A 20019-nucleotide genomic window follows, 5' to 3' on the forward strand; every position below is an offset into this window, starting at 1 on the left:
TTGTCGACAGTCTAAGCTGATATATATTAATATCTCAGCTTTAACATATGATTTCATCCATTGATGGTATTTTTCATATATGATTAATAACGCTATTTGCTATCTAATTTACCATTGAAATATGCAATACTTTTAATCTATATGTTGACTAATATACTTCTATTTTTTTAATGGTCTTATTTATTTAATACACCAGTTTCCTGTAAATAAGCTTCATAAGATATTTCTTTTGATAAACCGCCAGTAGGATTTAAGTCAATTACTCGGTTCGCGATTGTGTTGATAAATTCAAAGTCATACGACGTGAAAATCATTGAACCTTTGAAATTTTTCAAACCATCGTTTACTGCAGTAATACTTTCTAAATCTAAGTGGTTTGTTGGTTCATCTAGTAATAGAACATTCGCACTAGATAACATCATTTTACTTAACATACAACGCACTTTTTCTCCACCAGATAAAACACTCGCTTTTTTCTTAACTTCTTCACCACTAAATAACATGCGGCCTAAGAAGCCTCTTAAGAATGTTTCTGTTTGTTCATCTTCAGGCGCATATTGACGTAACCAATCAACAAGGTTCATATTTACACCTTCGAAGTATTCAGAGTTATCTTTAGGGAAGTAACTACGTGAAGTCGTAACACCCCATTTTACAGTTCCTTCGTCTGGCGTCATTTCACCAGCTAATATTTTGAGTAATGTCGTTTTCGCAATTTCACTATCTCCAATTAAAACTGCTTTATCATTAGGGTTCATTGTAAATGAAATATTATCTAACACTTTATTACCATCTATTGTTTTTGATACATTTTCAACAAATAGTAAATCATTACCAATTTCACGTTCTGGCGTGAATTTCACATAAGGGTAACGACGTGAAGAAGGTTGAATATCATCTAGTTCAATTTTTTCTAGTTGCTTTTTACGGCTTGTTGCTTGTTTAGATTTAGATGCATTTGCAGAGAAACGAGCAACGAAATCTTGCAATTCTTTAATCTTTTCTTCTTTTTTCTTGTTTTGTTCTTGTGCCATTTTCATTGCTAATTGACTTGATTGATACCAAAAATCATAGTTACCTACGTATACTTTTATTTTTCCATAATCTAAGTCTGCAATATGTGTACATACATTATTTAAAAAGTGTCTATCATGTGATACCACAATCACTGTATTTTCAAAATTGATTAAGAAATCTTCTAACCAGCTTATCGCAGGGATATCTAAACCATTGGTCGGTTCATCAAGTAGAAGTACATCAGGTTTACCGAACAGACTTTGGGCTAATAATACTTTTACTTTTTGGTTATTTTCTAATTCAGCCATTTTTTTATCTTGTAAATCTGCAGATATACCTAATCCAGATAATAAAGAACCTGCATCTGCTTCGGCATTCCAGCCGTCCATTTCAGCAAATTCACCTTCTAATTCTGCAGCTCTGATACCGTCTTCATCACTGAAATCCGGTTTCATATAAATTTCATCTTTTTCTTTCATTACTTCATATAGACGTTCATGTCCTTTAATGACAACATCAATCACACGTTCTTCTTCATATGCAAAGTGATCCTGTTTTAAGATTGCTAAACGTTCGTCTTTCCCCATAGATACATGACCTGATTGAGCATCCAACTCGCCAGATAAAATCTTTAAAAATGTCGATTTTCCAGCACCATTAGCTCCAATCAAACCATAACAATTTCCTTCTGTAAATTTAATATTTACATCTTCGAATAATTTACGATCACCAAATCGTAAACTCACATCAGTAACTTGTAACATGCATTTGCTCCTTTACGTTAATCTACCGGACAAATTATAACACACTTAAGAGGGAGTTTCGACCATTCACAATGAGTTGATGCTTGTTTCTTTATGGCATGTTATAATAGATAAGAATAAATTTAAGTACGAAGGAGAACAGTATGGCCCAAGAAGAGAAAAATATTGTAGGTTCCATTGAATTTCTTGAAGTTGTTGGATTAGAAGGATCTACTTACAAGTTACAAGGACCAAACGGAGAAGAAGTTAAACTCAATCAGTCAGAAGTTAATGAAGAAGATAATTTAATCATAGGCGAGGAATATAGCTTTTTCATTTATCCTAATAGATCTGGCGCATTGTTTGCTACACAAAATATGCCAGACATTACAACTAGCAAATATGATTTTGTGAAAGTTTTAAAAACCGATCGAGATGGTGCACACGTTGATGTAGGTCTTCCAAGGGAAGTTTTAATCCCGTGGATTGATTTACCAAAAGTAAAAGATGTATGGCCAATACAAGGTGATGAATTATTAGTTACTTTACGTATTGATAGCGAAAACAACATGTTTGCTCGTCTAGCAACTGAAACAATTGTTGATTCAATGTACACACCAGTAAACGATGATACATTACAGAATAAAGTTATCGAAGCAAGACCATACAGAGTTTTAAGAATCGGAAGCTTCATGCTATCCAAAGATGGTTATAAAATATTCGTCCATGAGTCTGAACGTAAATCGGAACCTCGCTTAGGTGAAAAGCTAGAAGTTCGAATTATAGGGCATAATGAAAAAGGGGAACTCAACGGTTCGTTTTTACCATTTGCACATGAAAGACTTGACGAAGATGGTCAACATATATTTAATTTACTTGTAGAATATGATGGCGAATTGCCGTTTTGGGACAAATCAAATCCTGAAGCTATTAAAGAAGTATTTAATATGAGTAAAGGCGCATTTAAACGTGCGATTGGTCATTTATATAAAAACAAAATTATAACAATTGAAACTGGCAAAATCGCGTTAACTAATAAAGGTTGTAGCAGAGTTGAAGACTAGTTCTTTCTATATAAAATAGTGTTTAAATATTTATAATTTTATCCTGTACTACATAAATCAACATGTAGGACAGGATTTTTTTGTTTTTATATTACAAATCATGCGCTTTTTGTAATATTCATTTTTCCACAAATGTTGTCATATCAAGGTTTATTCAAAAGTTTAAGCCATAGATTCTACCATTGTGAATTTTGTAAACAAGGTCAATAAATACTTAACAAAACATTTACATTAACTATATTTGTATTTAATAAAAGGTGTGTAGTATAGGAACTGTAAGAAATACATATAACTTTTGGGTTATTCACTTATTAGGAGGATGTTTCAATGAAAAAATGGCAATTATTTGGTACTACTGTAATCGGTGCTTCACTTTTATTAGGAGCTTGTGGCGGCGGAAATAGCGATTCTGGTAAAGGAAGTGGAGAAGTTAAAGGTGACGGTTCATCTACTGTAGGTCCAATCATTGAAAAATTAAATGAAAAATTTGCTAAAGATAATTCAGATGTAACTGTATCAAATGGTACATCGGGAACTGGTGGTGGATTTGAAAAATTCATTTCAGGCAGCACTGATTTCTCAAATGCATCTAGACCTATAAAAGATGAAGAAAAGAAAAAATTAGATGATAAAGGCATTAAATATGATGAATTTAAAGTTGCACAAGATGGTGTAACAATTACAGTAAATAAAGAAAATGACTTTGTAGATGAACTTACGAAAGAGCAATTAAGAGAAATCTACTCAGGCAAAGCAAAAACATGGAAAGACGTTAATTCAAAATGGCCAGATAAAGAAATTAAAGCATTCTCTCCTGACCAATCACACGGTACTTACGATTTCTTCTCTGAAGAAATTATGGACAAAAAAGATATCAAAGCAGAAAAAAATGCTGATACAAATACAATTGTCCAATCAGTAGAGAAAAACAAAGACAGTGTCGGTTACTTTGGTTATAACTTCTATAAACAAAATAAAGACAAATTAAAAGAAGTTAAAATCAAAGATGAAAATGGTCAATTAACAGAACCAACTAAGAAAACAATCCAAGATGGTTCTTACGCATTAAGCAGACCACTTTATATCTACACTAACGAGAAAAAATTAAAAGATAATGAAGGATTCCAAGACTTCATGAAATTTGTCATGAAGGATAAAGGGAAATCAGCTGAAGAAGCAGGATTTGTTGCCTTACCTGAAAAAGATTACACAGAACAACAAAGTAAATTAAAAGACATCATTGGTAAAGATAGCGACAAAAAAGACAGCAAAAAAGAAGATAAATAAACATAATAGCAATTTTTAAAGTTGGGATTCAGGAAGTAGATAGACAAAACACGTTATTAAATTTATCTATCTACTTCCAAGTTCAATTTATCTAGCGTTTAACAATATAGTGAAAATCGCTATGTTGCTAAACGCTAGATGAAGAACAGTCCCAACTTTATTTTAAATATTGGGAGTCTATACGAAAGAAGGGTATTTACATGGCTAATCAGAATACTTCTGTTAGTGAAATGATTGCTAAAAATAATGGCAAGAAAAAAGGCATTAGCGATAAAATTGTACCGATCATTCTGGGAATCATTGCAATTTGCTCAATCTTAGCAACAGTAGGGATTATCGTTACATTATTAACAGAAACCATTACATTTTTTACACGTGTTCCAATAACTGAGTTTCTATTTTCTAAAGAATGGAATCCATTCTCATCAACACCACAATATGGTATTTGGGCATTAATTTTAGGTACGCTTAAAATCACAGCTATTGCAACAATCGTTGCTGTTCCTCTTGGTTTAGGAGCTGCTTTATATTTAAGTGAATATGCTTCTACTAGAGTGAGAAAAATAATAAAACCTATATTAGAAATATTGTCTGGGATACCAACAATTGTTTTCGGCTTTTTCGCTTTAACATTTGTTACCCCTGTACTTCGTTCAATATTTCCTGAGTTAGGCAGCTTTAACTCAATTAGTCCTGGTATTGTCGTAGGCGTTATGATTATTCCGTTGATTTCAAGTATGAGTGAAGATGCTATGTCATCAGTGCCAAACAAAATACGTGAAGGTGCACTTGGTTTAGGCGCAACAAAATTTGAAGTTGCAACAAAAGTAATATTACCAGCCGCTACTTCAGGTATTATGGCGTCTATCGTATTAGCTATTTCTCGTGCAATCGGGGAAACGATGATCGTATCACTCGCTGCAGGTAGTACACCTAGTTCCTCATTAGATTTAACTGGGTCAATCCAAACTATGACAGGATATATTGTACAAGTGGCAACAGGAGATGCGACATTTGGCTCTGATATCTATTACAGTATCTATGCTGTTGGTTTCACATTATTCTTATTCACACTTGTGATGAATTTAATTTCACAATGGATTACGAAACGCTTTAGAGAGGAGTATTAATATGGGAGAGACAAATACTAAAGCGCTTGTTAATCAACAAAAAGTTGAAAAAAAACTTTCCAGTAGATTAGCAACAAATAAATTCAATAAATGGGCATTTTTTACATGTACTTTAGTAGCCTTACTTTTTCTAGCAGCTCTAATCATAGACACATTCATTAAAGGTGCAGGACATTTAACACCGTCATTCTTCAGTAATTTCTCGTCCTCAACACCTTCAATGGCAGGTGTGAAAGGTGGTTTAATCGGTACAATTTGGTTGATGATTACAATCATACCCATTTCAATTGTATTAGGTGTAGGTACAGCAATTTATTTAGAGGAATATGCCAAAGATAATGCATTTACAAGTTTTATTAAAGTCAGTATTTCAAACTTAGCCGGCGTGCCTTCAGTAGTTTTTGGTTTACTTGGACTCACTATTTTTGTAAGAGGTATGGGGATAGAAGCACTTGCTTTAAGTAACTCAGTACTTGCGGCAGCATTAACCATGTCGTTACTAATATTACCAGTCATTATTGTCGCAAGCCAGGAAGCTATCAGATCTGTGCCAAATTCGGTTAGAGAAGCTTCATATGGCTTAGGTGGAAATAAATGGCAAACAATACGTCGAGTTGTATTACCAGCAGCTATTCCAGGTATACTAACAGGTTTCATTCTAGCATTATCACGTGCATTAGGTGAAACTGCACCGCTCATACTAATCGGTATACCGACCGTTTTATTAAGTTTACCTTCAAGTGTATTCGACCAATTCCAAGCATTACCTATGTCGATTTACAATTGGGCAAAACTTCCACAAGATGAATTCCAAAATGTTGCGTCTGCCGGTATCATTGTCTTGCTAGTCATTTTACTGCTAATGAACGCAATTGCGATATTCTTGAGAAACAAATACAGTAAAAAATATTAATGTTATTTCAAAATCAAATTTAATTAAACGGTTATTTTGGGGAGAAATTATAAATTTATAGTTTGAAAATAACCGTAAAAGGAGTTTTAATTATGGCTAAAGATACAATTAAAGAAGAAAAAACAAAAATAGCGGAACATACGAATCAAAATTCAGTACCAATTGCATCCATTGATAGAAACACAGATAACAAAGAACATAAAATTCCTGATAGTAAGAAAAAAATTGTCTATTCTACAAAAAATCTAGATTTATGGTACGGCGATAATCATGCTTTAAAAAACATAAATCTAGATATCTTAGAAAATAATGTCACTGCTATTATAGGACCATCAGGTTGTGGTAAATCTACTTATATCAAAACATTAAATAGAATGGTAGAACTTGTGCCATCTGTTAAAACAGCAGGTAAAATCATTTATCGTGATCAAAATATTTTCGACGAAAAATATTCAGTTGAAAAATTAAGAACAAATGTCGGAATGGTGTTCCAACAACCCAACCCATTTCCAAAATCAATATATGATAATATCACATACGGACCTAAAATACATGGTATTAAAAACAAAAAGATTCTTGATGAAATTGTAGAAAAATCTTTACGTGGGGCTGCAATATGGGATGAATTAAAAGACCGCTTAGATACAAACGCATATAGCTTATCAGGTGGCCAACAACAGCGTGTTTGTATTGCACGTACATTAGCAATTGAACCAGATGTTATTTTAATGGATGAACCAACATCTGCGTTAGATCCAATTTCAACGTTAAAAGTTGAAGAGCTCGTACAAGAACTAAAAGAAAAATATTCGATCATTATCGTTACACATAATATGCAACAAGCTGCGCGTGTATCTGATAAAACAGCATTTTTCCTTAACGGTTATGTAAATGAATACGACGACACTGATAAAATCTTCTCTAACCCATCTGATAAACAAACAGAAGATTATATCTCTGGTCGTTTCGGTTAATATATGGTTATTAGAGAGAAATATGAAGGCCAATTAGACGCATTAATGAAAGATTTACGTCGACTTGGCCTTCACGTATATTATAATATTGAATATGGATTAAAATCGTTAAGTGAAGAGGATAGAAATTACGCGCGGGAAACAATTGCGAACGATAAAGACATCAATGCCTTAGAAACAGAAATAAATGAAAAAGTAATTATGTTAATTACTAAACAACAGCCCATCGCTACTGATTTAAGGTTGATGATGGCTGCATTAAAAATTGCTTCTGATTTTGAAAGAATTGGTGATAATGCTGCAAATATTGCAGAAATTAGATTACGCGCTAAAATCACCGATGAATACGTGCTTACAAGATTGAACACAATGGGTAAACTTGCATTATTAATGTTAAAAGATTTAGATGATGCAGTAAAAAGAGACGATGTTACCTTGATTAAGGAAATTATTGAACGTGACGAAGATATTGATGATTTATATAAAAATATTGTTAATACAACTTATTTAATAGATAATGATCCTTTTGTTGCAGGACAAGCACATCTAGCAGCCAGACATTTGGAACGCATCGGTGACCACATCAGCAATGTTGCAGAAAGTATTTTTTACTTTGTCACAAGTGAACGTTACGAATCATATGACTAAAATACAAAAGCACGGTGTCGAGATAAGCTACATCCAGTTGTAAAACAGGGCTTGCTTATTTTATCGACATCGTGCTTTTTTAAGATATGTCTTTATTTATATTTATTAGTGTTGATGATTGTCTGCTTCAATTTCATCTGTAAGCTGCTCCAACTCATCTACCAATTTACCTATATATGCAATTGTAGATTTTAATGGCTGATCAGTGCGAATATCAATACCAGCCAATTGAGCTAATTCAGTAGGTGATTGACTGCCACCTGCTTGCAATGTTTTTAACCAATCACTCACAGCAGGTTGTCCTTCTTGCTGAATACGTTGTGACATAACTGTACCTATTGTTAAGCCAGCAGAATACGTATACGAATATAACCCCATATAATAATGTGGTTGTCTCATCCATGTAAGCTCTGAACCTTTAGTAAACTTAACACTTTCTCCAAAAAATTGAGTGTAGACATCCAACATAATTCGATTTAATATTGGCGCAGTCAGCGATTCGCCATTATCAACTTTTTTATAAACTTCGCGTTGATACGCTGCTTCTAGTAAATGCGTTACCATATTGTGATAATATGTTCTAGAAACGATAGAACCTATAACCCAACGCTTAAATTGAGCATCACTACTATTTTCGAATAAATAATTCGCCATTAACATCTCATTCATTGTCGATGGTGCCTCTACAAAATACATGGATGGTTCTGATTCCAAATAATTTTGATGACTTTGTGCTAACGTAAAATGGCCAGCGTGTCCTAACTCATGTGCTAAAACAAATGTCTCAGTCATTTTACCAGTCCAAGAAATAAATATATACGAATGTGTAGCATATGGACTTGCACAATACGCACCAGTATCTTTGCCTTTGTTCTGAGCAAAATCTATCCATCTATCTTGATAAGCTGTTTCAACCATATTCAAATAATTTTCACCTAATACATTTAATGCGCCATAAATATATTTTTTAGAATCTTCAATAGAGATATCTGGTTCGTAATTAGGATCTATAGATATCTTTAAATCTTCAAAATGCATGACTTCTAAGCCATGAACACGTTTAATCAATTTCGCATATTTTTGCATAATAGGCGCTAAATTACTCATAATAACATCAATTTGACGGTCAAACATATCTCGAGTAATTTCTTGATCTTGTAATAGGTAATCAATTACAGAATCATAACCACGTAAATCTGCTTCAATTTTTTCTTGTTGTACTTGCATATTATATGTAGCAGCAGTTGTATGTTGATACTTATTTAATGCATCGCTAAATTTTTTGAAACTAATCCTTCTAAATGCTTCTTCTGGATGATCTTCATATTCATTTTCAAAGGTAGCATAATCTAAAGGATATGTTTTACCGTTATATTCAAACGAATCAAAATCTATATCTAACATCTTCGTTATACCATATAGTTCAAAAGGACGTTCAAACACTGATGATAAACTTGCTAATGTTTTTTCAACTTCAGGACTAAGTTGATACGGTTTACTTTCTTTTAATTTTTTTAAATAATGTGGGTATTTAGATGTTGAAATAAAATGATTGAATACCTCATCAGAAAGTTCCAATATTTCTGATTCAACAAATGATAGTTCACTCGCAATTTTTCCATAAGTATTTGAAAATTTAGCACTTAATGTTTGTGCTTGTTCATTTGACGTATCAACACTTAATCTCAATTCTGCATAATTTGCCATTTTATCTAATTGGACCAGTATATCAGAATATACAGCTAATGCTTTTTCAATAATAGTAGGATTATCCAATTGATGAACATAATTTTCATTAAATGTTTTTGCAGCTGCTGTGGTGTTATCTAAAGTTTGATAAAATGCTTCATCTGATGAAAATAGAGCTGAAATATCCCAAGTTGTTTCAGCTGAAACTTCATTTCTAAGTGGTAAAGTATCTGCCATTTAATCACTCCTAATCATGTATAATAATTTCATGTTTAATTATACATGAAATTACCTGGTAAGATACAATTGTGCGTTTATAGACCAAACCCGCGTAAGAAAACAAGTTATCTAATTATATAAAGAATGTTAATTTGACGTGATTAATGCAATATTTTAATATGTTATTATACTACTCAAGATGGATATGATATATAATTTCATTTAGTATTATTGTTATAATGACAAATATGTCGATTTTTATAAGGAGCGCTATAAATGACTATTTTTGATTTACCTAATTTTTTATGGATTACAGTAGTAGCTGTTATAGTAGTTACATTATTCTGTACACTTGTTTTAAATAAATGGTTTGCAGCTGCAATTTTAACATTTGTTATATTAGCTATTGCTGCATTCTTAATACCTAATTTTGAAAATATTACTTACGAGCCTTTATTAGGTTTTGCTGCATTTATGGCGGTATTAAGTTTAATCATGAGCTTTTTAATTTGGTACTTTACGCGTGACTTCAGACGTAAACGTCGAGAAAAAAAGGCATTAAAAGAAATGAAAAAACGTGGTATCTCGCCTGAAGACGAAGCACATGAATTTAAAAGAAAAAAATAATTGTTAAAAGTAACATCGGAATAAAAATGCAAAGCTCATTGTTTCATCTACCAATATTGAAAGTCCCCAGACACATTTTGTCTCAGGGACTTTTTATTTTTATTATACTGCTAACAATAATACAAAATTTATTATTGACCCTGACGTTCCGTTAAGCATTATAGTCATTTTATGAGGAGGTAAGATAAATGCAAATGACGGTTAAACAAATAGCCAATTTAGTAGGTATTAGTGTGCGTACGTTACATTACTATGATGAAATTAATTTATTAAATCCAACGAAACTGTCCAAGTCAGGATATCGGCTATATTCAGAAACAGACCTAGATAAATTACAGCAAATTTTATTTTTTAGAGAACTCGACTTTTCTCTTAAAAAAATAAAATCAATCATTGATAGCCCGTCTTTCGATAGACAAGAAGCATTAAAAATACACAAGCAATTACTTATTGAAAGACAAAATCGTACCGATCAAATGATTCAAACAATTGATCAAACATTACGTCATATGAGAGGAGAAATAGCAATGACCAATGAAGAAAAATTCGAAGGCTTTAATTTTGATAATTTATCTAAAAGCTATGACGAAGAAGCACGTAAAAAGTGGGGCGATAGCACTATTATAAAAGCTAACCAACATATTAACTCATGGTCAGACAAAGAAAAAGTTCTAAAAACAAATGAAATGAATGATATCTTTTCAACTTTCGCCAATTTAAAAAGTCAGCCACCAGAATCTGTTGAAGCCCAGTCAAACGTACAAAAATGGTATGATTATTTAAATTCAAATTTAAATTTTAATTACACATTAGATATTTTTGAGTGTTTAGGTAAAATATATGTCGAAGACGAACGATTCAAAGTAAATATTGATAAATTTGGAACAGGCACTGCTCAGTTCATTAAAGACTCAATAGATGTTTATGTAAAAAACAAACAATAATGATATGCCTTTATTAAATCAAAAAAATTACGATTTGATAAAGGCATATATTTTATGTAAAGTTATCAGTTATATTTTCAACATCAATGATTAAAGCTGTAGAGTTCATATAATGATTAATAGATTATAGTAAATACTTAATAGACTAATACGTATCGTTACATATTTAAGATACAATGCAAATAATTATATATAATGAATACATAGTGACTTAATAATTTCAGTTATTAAAGTAGATAACGAATAATCTAATTTAAACTGCAAGTAAGATATGAAATTGGTTATTCAAAAAAGCTAACGAAAACAAATTAGAACAAACGTAAATAACATAAAGATTATATGATAGGTCCCTTATATCGAAATACACATAACTTCCTATAATATATATTATGTAAACTAAAATGTTAATTTATATATGCATGCTGATTTATCTATTAATTTATAAAAGTATAAAGTTCATCGTATGATAAATCCTTAATTAATTTAACCAAAACTTAAGATACAAATACAAAATTGATAATCACATCTTATTTCATTCATATGAACATCACTATATGTATTCTATTTTTTTCTTAACCATCCTCAACGTGTATTTACAGTAATCTAACTGACAATAACATTATCATAAATCAATTTTTGGCTCATTTGCAATCATGTTTACATAGATACACAAAAGCAAAGTTCAACGTTCAGAAATCAACTTCTCAGCGTTTTAAATGAGATGTTTTTTTAAAAGTAATTATAGTTTCTATTAATTATAAGAGTATTACTATCAGATAACATTTATAACAATCCTTATTTAATCTATGGTTTAAAAATAAGCATATATAATTATAGGTTTACATAACATAAATAACGTTAACTAAATGATTGTCTTATATAACATAAATAAATCAATAGTATTGAGATAAAAGTAAAATCTCAATACTATTGATCGAAAATTTTATTTTAATTATCTTTGTATAAATAATCTCTTGTCATTGGCAGTTCATTATTGACGCCTTTTGTGATTAAAAACTGGTGCAAATCAGAAACGCCACATGTAAAGTTTGCCGCACATGCATTTAAATACAAACGCCACATTCTTATAAACCTCTCATCAAATTGCTCTCGTACTTTATCTAGATTTGCTTCAAAATTCTCTGCCCAGTTGCGTAAAGTTAAAGTGTAATGCCTTCTTAAACTTTCTACATCTACAATTTTTAAGTTATTTTGTGACATATTGTCAACTAACGCTCTTATAGAAGGAATTGCACCTCCGGGAAAGATATATTTAGTGAGAAAGTCGTTACCTTCTACTTCAACAAGTCCAGTAATACAATGCAATAAGGCCACACCGCCATCGTTCAATAACTTATGTGTATTTTCCATGAATATAGGAATATGATCATGTCCAACATGTTCTAACATGCCTACACTTACAATACGATCAAACGTTCTTTTTTCATTAATAAGTTCTCTATAATCCATTAACTTAACATCCACTTGACCGATCAAACCTTCAGCTTTAATACGTTCTTTTGTTTTGATATATTGTTCTTTACTTAATGTAATACCTAATGTTTGGACATTGTATTGTTTTGCAGCTTCAATAATAAGATGTCCCCATCCAGATCCAATATCTAATAAGCTTTGTCCAGACTGTAAATTTAGCTTTTTTAATATATGGTTAATCTTGTTAACTTGAGCTGTATATAACGAATCTTCTTTCGTTTTAAAATATGCACAAGAATAATTCATCGTTTTATCTAACCATAAGCGATAAAAATCGTTACCTAAATCATAATGAAATGAAGCATTTTCTTTAGCAATTTTTTTATTGTTTTTATATTTTTTACGAGATTGTACATATTTTTTCTTAGGTTTATTAATAAAACTTTTTTGTTGTGAAAAGATGGACGCCATAATAAATTCTAAATCACCACTGACTTCAATATTCTTATCCATATAGCCTTCTGCTAATGCAATCATCGGATTTGCTTTTAACAGTTTTTTATTTAACGGTCTATTGAAAGTCAAATGAAATTTAGCAATTCCGTCATTATAATGTACGGTTGAACCATCCCAAAATGTTACATTAAACGGCTCAGTTGCTAAATTTTTTAATAGTTTTTTATAAATTGATTTTTGAATCGAAATTCCCACTGATCATACACTCCTAAAACGAATACTTAATTTTTAAACCATACATATTATAGATTGGACCTAAATATTTATTAAATCAAACAAAACAGGTTACTTTGTTATTCGTTTTTGTTAACATAATAATATTATTATTTACTAAAGTGTTGAATACTTTCATTTTGGGTAAATATTATTGAGATTGGAGTGAAAAACATGCAACAAAAATCAGGTATTAAATGGTCCAGTTTATTAATAGGTGTTTTCTTCTTGATTATAGGCGTTTTTATCATTAGTTTTCCTGAAGAAAATTTATTTGCCATTACTTGGTTAATTGGTATTTTATTTATAATTAATGGCTTCATTGAAATTTTTGTAAGGCGTATTATGAAACAAGCCACGCAAAATGGTTCGAGTTTACTTATTATCTTAGGTATTATCAACATCATTATTGGTATACTTATATTATTTAATGTAGTAACAAGTACAACATTTATTGTTTATTTATTTGCCATATGGTTTATTATTAATGCACTTTTGAATATGTTTACGATTACGTCAGCAGAAGGTGCAAACAAACGATTTCATATGGTATCTATTATATTAAACATAATAGAAATTATATTTGGTGTCATTTTATTGTTTAATCCATTGATAGCTGCCGTTGTTATCGCTGTATTTATGAGTGCAGTTTTCTTTATTATTGGAATAACTTATCTCATAGACGCTTTACGTTAATTGTTTTCAAAAAGATATTTTTAATATATTAGAAATATTTCTTAAACCTAACATTTTTGAATAATATTATTTATTAATTTACTATCCTGTTTATATAATAAAATGATATTGCACTTCTGATTAGTGAGATATATACTAAAAATGTGGAAAACAACCAGAATTGACATCGCATGATAATCCACGCAAAGGGAGTGGGACAGAAATCTGATTTTATTAAAAAGATTTCTGTCCTACGTGAAATGAGGTTGGGCGAATCCATTATATCTCAACCTCTTTTGAACATAAGAAAGCATACTGGCTTAGGGCTTATATACCAGTATGCTTTCTTTTTATTTTTTAATTTTTTTTCTAATATTGTTAAGCGTATTGAATAACTTATACTTCGTTTTTTTGATTGGTTTATAAAAATCACCAATTAATTCTTCGATTTGTACGCCGAAACCTCGTTTAAATCGATAAACACCATAGTCTTCACTATTTTCAGTGAAGTCACCAGATAAGCCATAGAAATTGTAACGACCATATCCATGATCAAAACAATAATTAATCATAAACCAATGCATCATATAAGGTCCCATGTATTGATTGTATTTTTCAGATGACCCACCTGAGAAATAATTCACTTCATACGCATTAGCAAAATATACGCCTGCTGCAAGATTCAAGATAGAGCCATCTGTCTGTCTTAATTCACTCGCATGTAATAATTCTTTTTTATCATGCTCAATTTGTTTATCGATTTCAGCAATTTTTTTCAATTGCTTATCAGATTTATTTTCATTTTGCATCATTTGATCCCTACGCGCTTCTTTTTCATTAATACTTTCTTGCGTATTCGTAATATATTCATCTAAATCAATATAAGCTAGAGGAATTAAAGCTTTATCCCCATAATTATCTATGAAATTATAGAAATATTCATCCGTTTTTGATACAAAACCAGCTCGTTTTTCAGTTTCACGATAGAGTGATAAAAAGATGTCAAATTCATCTCTTTCTAAAAATCTTACTTTCACGCCAAAATTAATCGCTTTATTAATATTTCGTTTTCTTTGGCTATCAAATTGTTTTTTTAATGATGCTGGTGATTTACCATCTAAATTAAGTACACCCATCCATCTAACTTGACTTGATGTATCATATTCTGTTGTAAAACCATGATGCGTATATCCATGTGATTTAAATAAATTAACAAGCGCATCATTTTCTTGATAATCAGGCATTGGATTAATATCTTTATCATAAATTTGGTATATCCAATAAGGATCCATTTTCACATATAAACAATTTTGTTTTTGAAGGTAAGTATCTAATTCACGTAAATAGAAATCAACTAAACCTAAATCATTATAATCCATGACTGGACCACGGTTTGAATAATATACATAGCTACCCATAGTTGGGATTTTAGAGAAAAGACTAGCTGCGATAACTTGATTATCATCATCTTTTAAGCCTAATAAAACAACTTGAAAACCATCTTCTTCTCTAGTAGCTATATTTTCCTTTACTTGAAAGTAATGACTCTCTAAAGCTGGATTTTGTACAAAATTGTCATATTCTTTGACAGTTAACTCTGTAAATTTCATTATAGCTAGTTCCTTTCTAAATATAATACGTATTACTTTTTATCTTTTAATCCCTTTAACATTGTATAAATTTTGTACATTGGTTTATTTATTGGTTTTATAAAATCACCAACATATTCAACTACATCAGCGTTGAAGCCTTTTTTAAATTTAACAACACCTGCATCTTCTGCATCTTCTGAAAAATCACCACTAATGCCATAGAAGTTATATCTATCAATATTATTATCGATTGCATAATTTATCATTTTCCATTGTATTGCATAGCTTCCCGCAAAATGTCTAAATTCGTTAGATGTTCCTCCAGCGTAATACACTACTTCGTACGGATTAACAATAAAGAATGCTGCTGAAATTGGTAATTCATTACCGTGTTGTTCTTGTAATGACTTAGCTTCATCAATTTTTTGCTGATTTGCAATAAGTTGTTTTTCTAAATTTTCTTTTTTATTATATGCTTTTTTATTTTCAGGACGTTTTTCTATATCTTTAAGCGCTTTGTTGATATCTTTACTTAACACTTCACGCTCTGACTTGAGTTCATCGATATATGCTTCAAAATCCATATAAGCTAATGGCACCAATACACGATTCTTATAATACTTTAACCTATTGTAATAGAAACTGTCTTCTCTATCATCGAAATCTTTAGATTCTGAAGTATCTTCCATAAACGAACGGAAAATAGGTAATTCATCTTCGCCTAAGAATCTGACCTTCACGCCATTTTTTTGAACTTTTTTCGTATTACGTTTACGTAAACTATCCATATCATTTAGTGCATCTTTTGCTGTCTTATCTTTTAAGTCTAATACAGAATGGAATCTTATTTGAATAATTGGATCAAAACCAGTTAAAAACCCTTGATGTTTATAACCAAGTTGTTTCATTTTATCGAAAATCCAATCATGACCTGCATTTTCTAATACATCTCCATCGTGATTTCGATATTGATATGCTAAGTATGGATCTACTCTTAAATATAATGCATTATGTTTTTTTACATATTTAGCTAATTCATTGAAAAAATAATGGACGAGTTCTTTATTTTCGAAATCAATCACTGGTCCACGATTTGTATAAAAATATTTAAATATTTTCATAACTGGTACAGCCGTTAATAAACATGCTGCTATAACTTCATTTTCATTATTTTTAACGCCTACTAAATGTGTTTCTGTGCCTTCTGCAATTTTTAACTCATAATTCCCTACCATCTGTGTGAAATGACTGTTGGGCATGTGATCAACAAATGCACCAAACTCTTTTGCAGTTAAATTCGTAAATTTCATTTTATATACTCCTATTTGTCTATAGTACTTTATTTCGAGTTTAAACTTTAATCTTAATTATTATACAATATTCAATTATAAAACTAAATCGATACCCTAGTTAGAATTACTAAATGCTACAATTCACTTATAATTTATGTATTGTTTTATTATAGCATTACTTTTATTCTAACAAAGAATAACTATTTAAACACAAATCTTAATTTAATTATGTAAATATAAAAACTACTAACAAGTTTTTTACTTGTTAGTAGTTCATGTTACCCAATATAACTTATTTTAAAAACCCCACTATTTTAAGGCATCTTTTAATGCTTCACCGATTGCTACACTTGATTGAGGATTTTGACCAGTGATGAATTGACTATCTGTTTCAACATGTTCCGTAAAATTATCTTTGGTAACGAATTTAGCGCCCTGTTGCTCTAATTCTGTTTGTGTTAAGAATGGTACTTTATTCTCTAGTCCCATCGTACGTTCTTCATCATCTGTAAATGATGTTAAAGTAACACCTTCTACGAGATATTTACCATTTTTATCTTTTGCACCGACAAATGCACTTGGTCCATGACATACAGAACTTATAAATTTGCCTTCATGTTTAAAATCAGACAAGATATTAGCTAATTTTTGATTATGAGCAAAATCAAATACTGTACCATGACCACCTGGTAGGTAAACTGCATCATAATCTGAAACATTAATGTTATCTATACTAGGCACATCATTAATTTTTTCTACAAATTGTGCATATTTCGTTAATTCGTCATTTTGAGTTGAGTTTGGATCTAAAGGTATTTCTCCACCTTCTATTGAAACGATATCTACGTCGATACCTGATTCTGTTAAAATATGATAAGGTTCACTTGCCTCTTCCAACCATAATCCAGTTGGTGTACCATCTTCATATTGTGCTCTACTTGTTATAACGAATAAAACTTTTTTATTCACGATTGTCACCTCTTCATTTATTTAGGTTATTATCTACTTGAAATCACGTCAAATTCATTTCGATGTTTCAATTTTGACTATCTATTTCAAATAATACCCATCTAAAATAAACATTACACATCATTTATTAATTTGTACATCATCTAGGGTTGTTCTAATTGAATTTAGATACGCGATTGTCGATTCTTTTTGGTCTTGTTCAAACCGTTTAACAATTTCACTACCGATGACTATACCATCAGCTACTTCGCTAATGTCACTAACATGCGTTTTAGTACGAATACCAAAACCGGCTACTACAGGTACATTTGCTTTGTTTTTAATTTTTTCAATTTTTCGTTTTAGTTCTGGATGAAACTTTCCATTTTCTCCAGTTGTTGCATTCATTGTAACTGTATAGATAAACCCTTCCGCATTTTCAGAAATTTGATTGATGCGTTCATCAGATGTTGTCATAGCAATTAATGAAATAATATTAACTTTGCGATGAGGATGTCTATCTTTTAATTGTTGGACAAGTTCATGTGGCAAATCAGGTATAATTAATCCATATACACCAGCTTTCTCACATGCATCAAAAAATGCATCTTCTCCATAATGATTAATTATATTGATATACGTCATAAGTACATATTGACTGTTTATAGAATCACGATGTGCAGTCAGTTCATCAAAAATATATGCGATGTTCACGCCTTGTTGTATGGCTTTATTTCCAGCTTCCATAATCACTGGCCCATCAGCTACTGGATCTGAAAATGGAACGCCTACTTCAATAATATCCGCGCCTGATTCACTTAATATTTTCATATTTTCAATAAAATTTTTGTTCCCCATGATATAGGGAATAAATAATTTATGCATTACTTTCGCCACCTTGTCTCATGTAGTTTCTAATCGTTTCCATATCTTTATCACCACGTCCTGACACAGTTACGACAATGATTTGGTCTTTATCCATAGATGGTGCTAGCTCTTCAACAAAACTTAATGCATGCGCACTTTCTATCGCAGGTATAATACCTTCTGCCTGGGTAAATTTCACCAATGCATCCATGGCTTGTCTATCACTAGCAGTTGCATATTTAACTCTTCCAATATCATGATAATATGAATGCTCAGGTCCTACACCTGGATAATCTAACCCAGCTGAGATTGAATGTGCTAATTCTATCTGTCCATTTTCATCTTGTATTAAATACATTTTTGTACCATGTAAAATACCTTCATGACCTTTATTTATTGCGAGTGCATGTTTGTCACTATCAATGCCCTCTCCTGCTGCTTCAACACCATAAAGTGCAACATCATCTTGAATAAATGGATAAAATGTACCAATAGCATTTGATCCTCCGCCTACACATGCAATTATCGCATCTGGTAAACGCCCTTCCTTCTCTTTGATTTGATCTTTGATTTCAGTACCTATAACTTTTTGGAAATCTCTCACTATTGTCGGGAATGGATCTGGTCCTAATGCAGAACCTAATAAATAATGTGTATCGTCTACATGACTTACCCAATATTGTAACGCCTTATTAACTGCATCAGATAACGTTCCTTGTCCTTCAGTCACGGGTTCAACTTTTGCACCAAGTAATTCCATTCTAAATACATTCAATTCTTGTCGTTTGATATCTTCTTCACCCATAAACACCACGAGTTCCATATCAAATAAGGCTGCTGCTGTCGCGCTAGCAACTCCATGTTGTCCTGCACCAGTTTCTGCAACTAATTTATTTTTGCCCATTCTTTTAGCTAAAAGTGCTTGACCTAGTGCATTATTAATTTTGTGGGCACCAGTATGATTCAAATCTTCTCTTTTTAAATATATTTTTGCCCCGCCTAGCGCTTCTGTATATGATGCCGCATATGTTAATGGTGTCTCTCTTCCTACATAATCTTTTAAATAGTTATTCAATTCATTTTGAAACTTAGGATTTAGTTTAGCTTTTTCATAAGCTTGTTTAAGTTCTTGAATTGCTGGCATTAATGTTTCTGGGACATATTGCCCACCAAAATTCCCAAAAAATCCAAATTCATCTGCTTCTGTCTGTATGTTTTTAACCATAT

At 31.2% G+C, this 20019-nt stretch carries 17 protein-coding genes; 9 read left to right on the forward strand and 8 right to left on the reverse strand.

From position 1 onward, the window contains the following. Window positions 1-176 precede the first annotated feature (176 nt). Complete coding sequence (locus KA856_RS07385; protein ID WP_019468776.1) at window positions 177-1781, reverse strand: ABC-F family ATP-binding cassette domain-containing protein; 1605 nt, start codon at window positions 1779-1781, stop codon at window positions 177-179. 143 nt (window positions 1782-1924) lie between these two features. Between KA856_RS07385 and KA856_RS07390 the strand changes: the two genes are divergently transcribed. The 6 genes from KA856_RS07390 to phoU all read left to right on the forward strand — a co-directional run bounded on the left by KA856_RS07390 (window position 1925) and on the right by phoU (window position 7776). After that, window positions 1925-2824: a CvfB family protein gene (locus KA856_RS07390; RefSeq protein WP_210138586.1), complete on the forward strand. Its 900-nt coding sequence runs from the start codon at window positions 1925-1927 to the stop codon at window positions 2822-2824. Between the two features lie 327 nt (window positions 2825-3151). Then, window positions 3152-4111 carry a PstS family phosphate ABC transporter substrate-binding protein gene (locus tag KA856_RS07395; RefSeq protein ID WP_107383940.1) on the forward strand — a complete coding sequence of 320 codons (960 nt, stop codon included), beginning with the start codon at window positions 3152-3154 and terminating at the stop codon, window positions 4109-4111. Window positions 4112-4311: 200 nt separating this feature from the next. Continuing rightward, entirely contained in the window at window positions 4312-5241 is a 930-nt protein-coding gene (pstC, locus tag KA856_RS07400; protein ID WP_107383941.1) for a phosphate ABC transporter permease subunit PstC, read from the forward strand. Window position 5242: 1 nt separating this feature from the next. Then, the gene (pstA, locus tag KA856_RS07405) at window positions 5243-6154 is read left to right on the forward strand and encodes a phosphate ABC transporter permease PstA (protein WP_192945609.1); all 912 of its coding nucleotides are present in this window, start codon (window positions 5243-5245) and stop codon (window positions 6152-6154) included. A 92-nt stretch (window positions 6155-6246) separates the two neighbouring features. After that, entirely contained in the window at window positions 6247-7128 is an 882-nt protein-coding gene (pstB, locus tag KA856_RS07410) for a phosphate ABC transporter ATP-binding protein PstB (RefSeq protein ID WP_107523339.1), read from the forward strand. Window positions 7129-7131: 3 nt separating this feature from the next. After that, on the forward strand, window positions 7132-7776 hold the full coding sequence (gene phoU / locus KA856_RS07415; protein ID WP_192945608.1) for a phosphate signaling complex protein PhoU: 645 nt from the start codon (window positions 7132-7134) through the stop codon (window positions 7774-7776). Window positions 7777-7881: 105 nt separating this feature from the next. On the opposite strand, the gene pepF is transcribed toward phoU, so the two are convergent. Next, window positions 7882-9702 carry an oligoendopeptidase F gene (pepF, locus tag KA856_RS07420; RefSeq protein WP_107523340.1) on the reverse strand — a complete coding sequence of 607 codons (1821 nt, stop codon included), beginning with the start codon at window positions 9700-9702 and terminating at the stop codon, window positions 7882-7884. Between the two features lie 258 nt (window positions 9703-9960). Between pepF and KA856_RS07425 the strand changes: the two genes are divergently transcribed. Both KA856_RS07425 and KA856_RS07430 read left to right on the forward strand, forming a co-directional pair. Next, entirely contained in the window at window positions 9961-10311 is a 351-nt protein-coding gene (locus tag KA856_RS07425) for a hypothetical protein (RefSeq protein ID WP_107383945.1), read from the forward strand. 188 nt (window positions 10312-10499) lie between these two features. Continuing rightward, window positions 10500-11255, forward strand: a complete 756-nt coding sequence (locus KA856_RS07430; RefSeq protein WP_107523341.1) for a MerR family transcriptional regulator — start codon at window positions 10500-10502, stop codon at window positions 11253-11255. Between the two features lie 948 nt (window positions 11256-12203). Here the strand turns inward: KA856_RS07430 and KA856_RS07435 are convergent. Then, window positions 12204-13400 (reverse strand): SAM-dependent methyltransferase, encoded by a 1197-nt coding sequence (locus KA856_RS07435; RefSeq protein WP_275113067.1) that lies wholly within the window; start codon window positions 13398-13400, stop codon window positions 12204-12206. A gap of 192 nt (window positions 13401-13592) precedes the next feature. Between KA856_RS07435 and KA856_RS07440 the strand changes: the two genes are divergently transcribed. Next, window positions 13593-14114, forward strand: a complete 522-nt coding sequence (locus KA856_RS07440; RefSeq protein WP_107385325.1) for a DUF308 domain-containing protein — start codon at window positions 13593-13595, stop codon at window positions 14112-14114. A 329-nt stretch (window positions 14115-14443) separates the two neighbouring features. Here the strand turns inward: KA856_RS07440 and KA856_RS07445 are convergent, their stop codons facing one another. The 5 genes from KA856_RS07445 to trpB all read right to left on the reverse strand — a co-directional run bounded on the left by KA856_RS07445 (window position 14444) and on the right by trpB (window position 20017). After that, window positions 14444-15703 carry an aminoacyltransferase gene (locus KA856_RS07445; RefSeq protein WP_107385324.1) on the reverse strand — a complete coding sequence of 420 codons (1260 nt, stop codon included), beginning with the start codon at window positions 15701-15703 and terminating at the stop codon, window positions 14444-14446. A 32-nt stretch (window positions 15704-15735) separates the two neighbouring features. After that, on the reverse strand, window positions 15736-16995 hold the full coding sequence (locus tag KA856_RS07450; protein WP_119535668.1) for an aminoacyltransferase: 1260 nt from the start codon (window positions 16993-16995) through the stop codon (window positions 15736-15738). Window positions 16996-17286: 291 nt separating this feature from the next. Further along, on the reverse strand, window positions 17287-17946 hold the full coding sequence (locus tag KA856_RS07455; RefSeq protein WP_107384592.1) for a type 1 glutamine amidotransferase domain-containing protein: 660 nt from the start codon (window positions 17944-17946) through the stop codon (window positions 17287-17289). 120 nt (window positions 17947-18066) lie between these two features. Continuing rightward, complete coding sequence (gene trpA / locus KA856_RS07460) at window positions 18067-18810, reverse strand: tryptophan synthase subunit alpha (RefSeq protein ID WP_107384591.1); 744 nt, start codon at window positions 18808-18810, stop codon at window positions 18067-18069. After that, the gene (gene trpB / locus KA856_RS07465) at window positions 18803-20017 is read right to left on the reverse strand and encodes a tryptophan synthase subunit beta (protein WP_192945607.1); all 1215 of its coding nucleotides are present in this window, start codon (window positions 20015-20017) and stop codon (window positions 18803-18805) included. Before trpB ends, trpA begins: the two co-directional genes overlap by 8 nt. Window positions 20018-20019: the final 2 nt, after the last annotated feature.

Source organism: Staphylococcus sp. GDB9P120P (assembly GCF_017893435.1).
GTDB lineage: Bacteria > Bacillota > Bacilli > Staphylococcales > Staphylococcaceae > Staphylococcus > Staphylococcus cohnii.

Coding starts and splice junctions, on each gene's coding strand:
- KA856_RS07425 (WP_107383945.1), top strand. CDS start 9,961: ATGACTATTTTTGATTTACCTAATTTTTTATGGATTACAGTAGTAGCT.
- pepF (WP_107523340.1), bottom strand. CDS start 9,702: ATGGCAGATACTTTACCACTTAGAAATGAAGTTTCAGCTGAAACAACT.
- KA856_RS07395 (WP_107383940.1), top strand. CDS start 3,152: ATGAAAAAATGGCAATTATTTGGTACTACTGTAATCGGTGCTTCACTT.
- KA856_RS07440 (WP_107385325.1), top strand. CDS start 13,593: ATGCAACAAAAATCAGGTATTAAATGGTCCAGTTTATTAATAGGTGTT.
- KA856_RS07430 (WP_107523341.1), top strand. CDS start 10,500: ATGCAAATGACGGTTAAACAAATAGCCAATTTAGTAGGTATTAGTGTG.
- pstC (WP_107383941.1), top strand. CDS start 4,312: ATGGCTAATCAGAATACTTCTGTTAGTGAAATGATTGCTAAAAATAAT.
- KA856_RS07390 (WP_210138586.1), top strand. CDS start 1,925: ATGGCCCAAGAAGAGAAAAATATTGTAGGTTCCATTGAATTTCTTGAA.
- KA856_RS07450 (WP_119535668.1), bottom strand. CDS start 16,995: ATGAAATTTACGAATTTAACTGCAAAAGAGTTTGGTGCATTTGTTGAT.
- KA856_RS07445 (WP_107385324.1), bottom strand. CDS start 15,703: ATGAAATTTACAGAGTTAACTGTCAAAGAATATGACAATTTTGTACAA.
- trpB (WP_192945607.1), bottom strand. CDS start 20,017: ATGGTTAAAAACATACAGACAGAAGCAGATGAATTTGGATTTTTTGGG.
- phoU (WP_192945608.1), top strand. CDS start 7,132: ATGGTTATTAGAGAGAAATATGAAGGCCAATTAGACGCATTAATGAAA.
- pstB (WP_107523339.1), top strand. CDS start 6,247: ATGGCTAAAGATACAATTAAAGAAGAAAAAACAAAAATAGCGGAACAT.
- pstA (WP_192945609.1), top strand. CDS start 5,243: ATGGGAGAGACAAATACTAAAGCGCTTGTTAATCAACAAAAAGTTGAA.
- KA856_RS07385 (WP_019468776.1), bottom strand. CDS start 1,781: ATGTTACAAGTTACTGATGTGAGTTTACGATTTGGTGATCGTAAATTA.
- trpA (WP_107384591.1), bottom strand. CDS start 18,810: ATGCATAAATTATTTATTCCCTATATCATGGGGAACAAAAATTTTATT.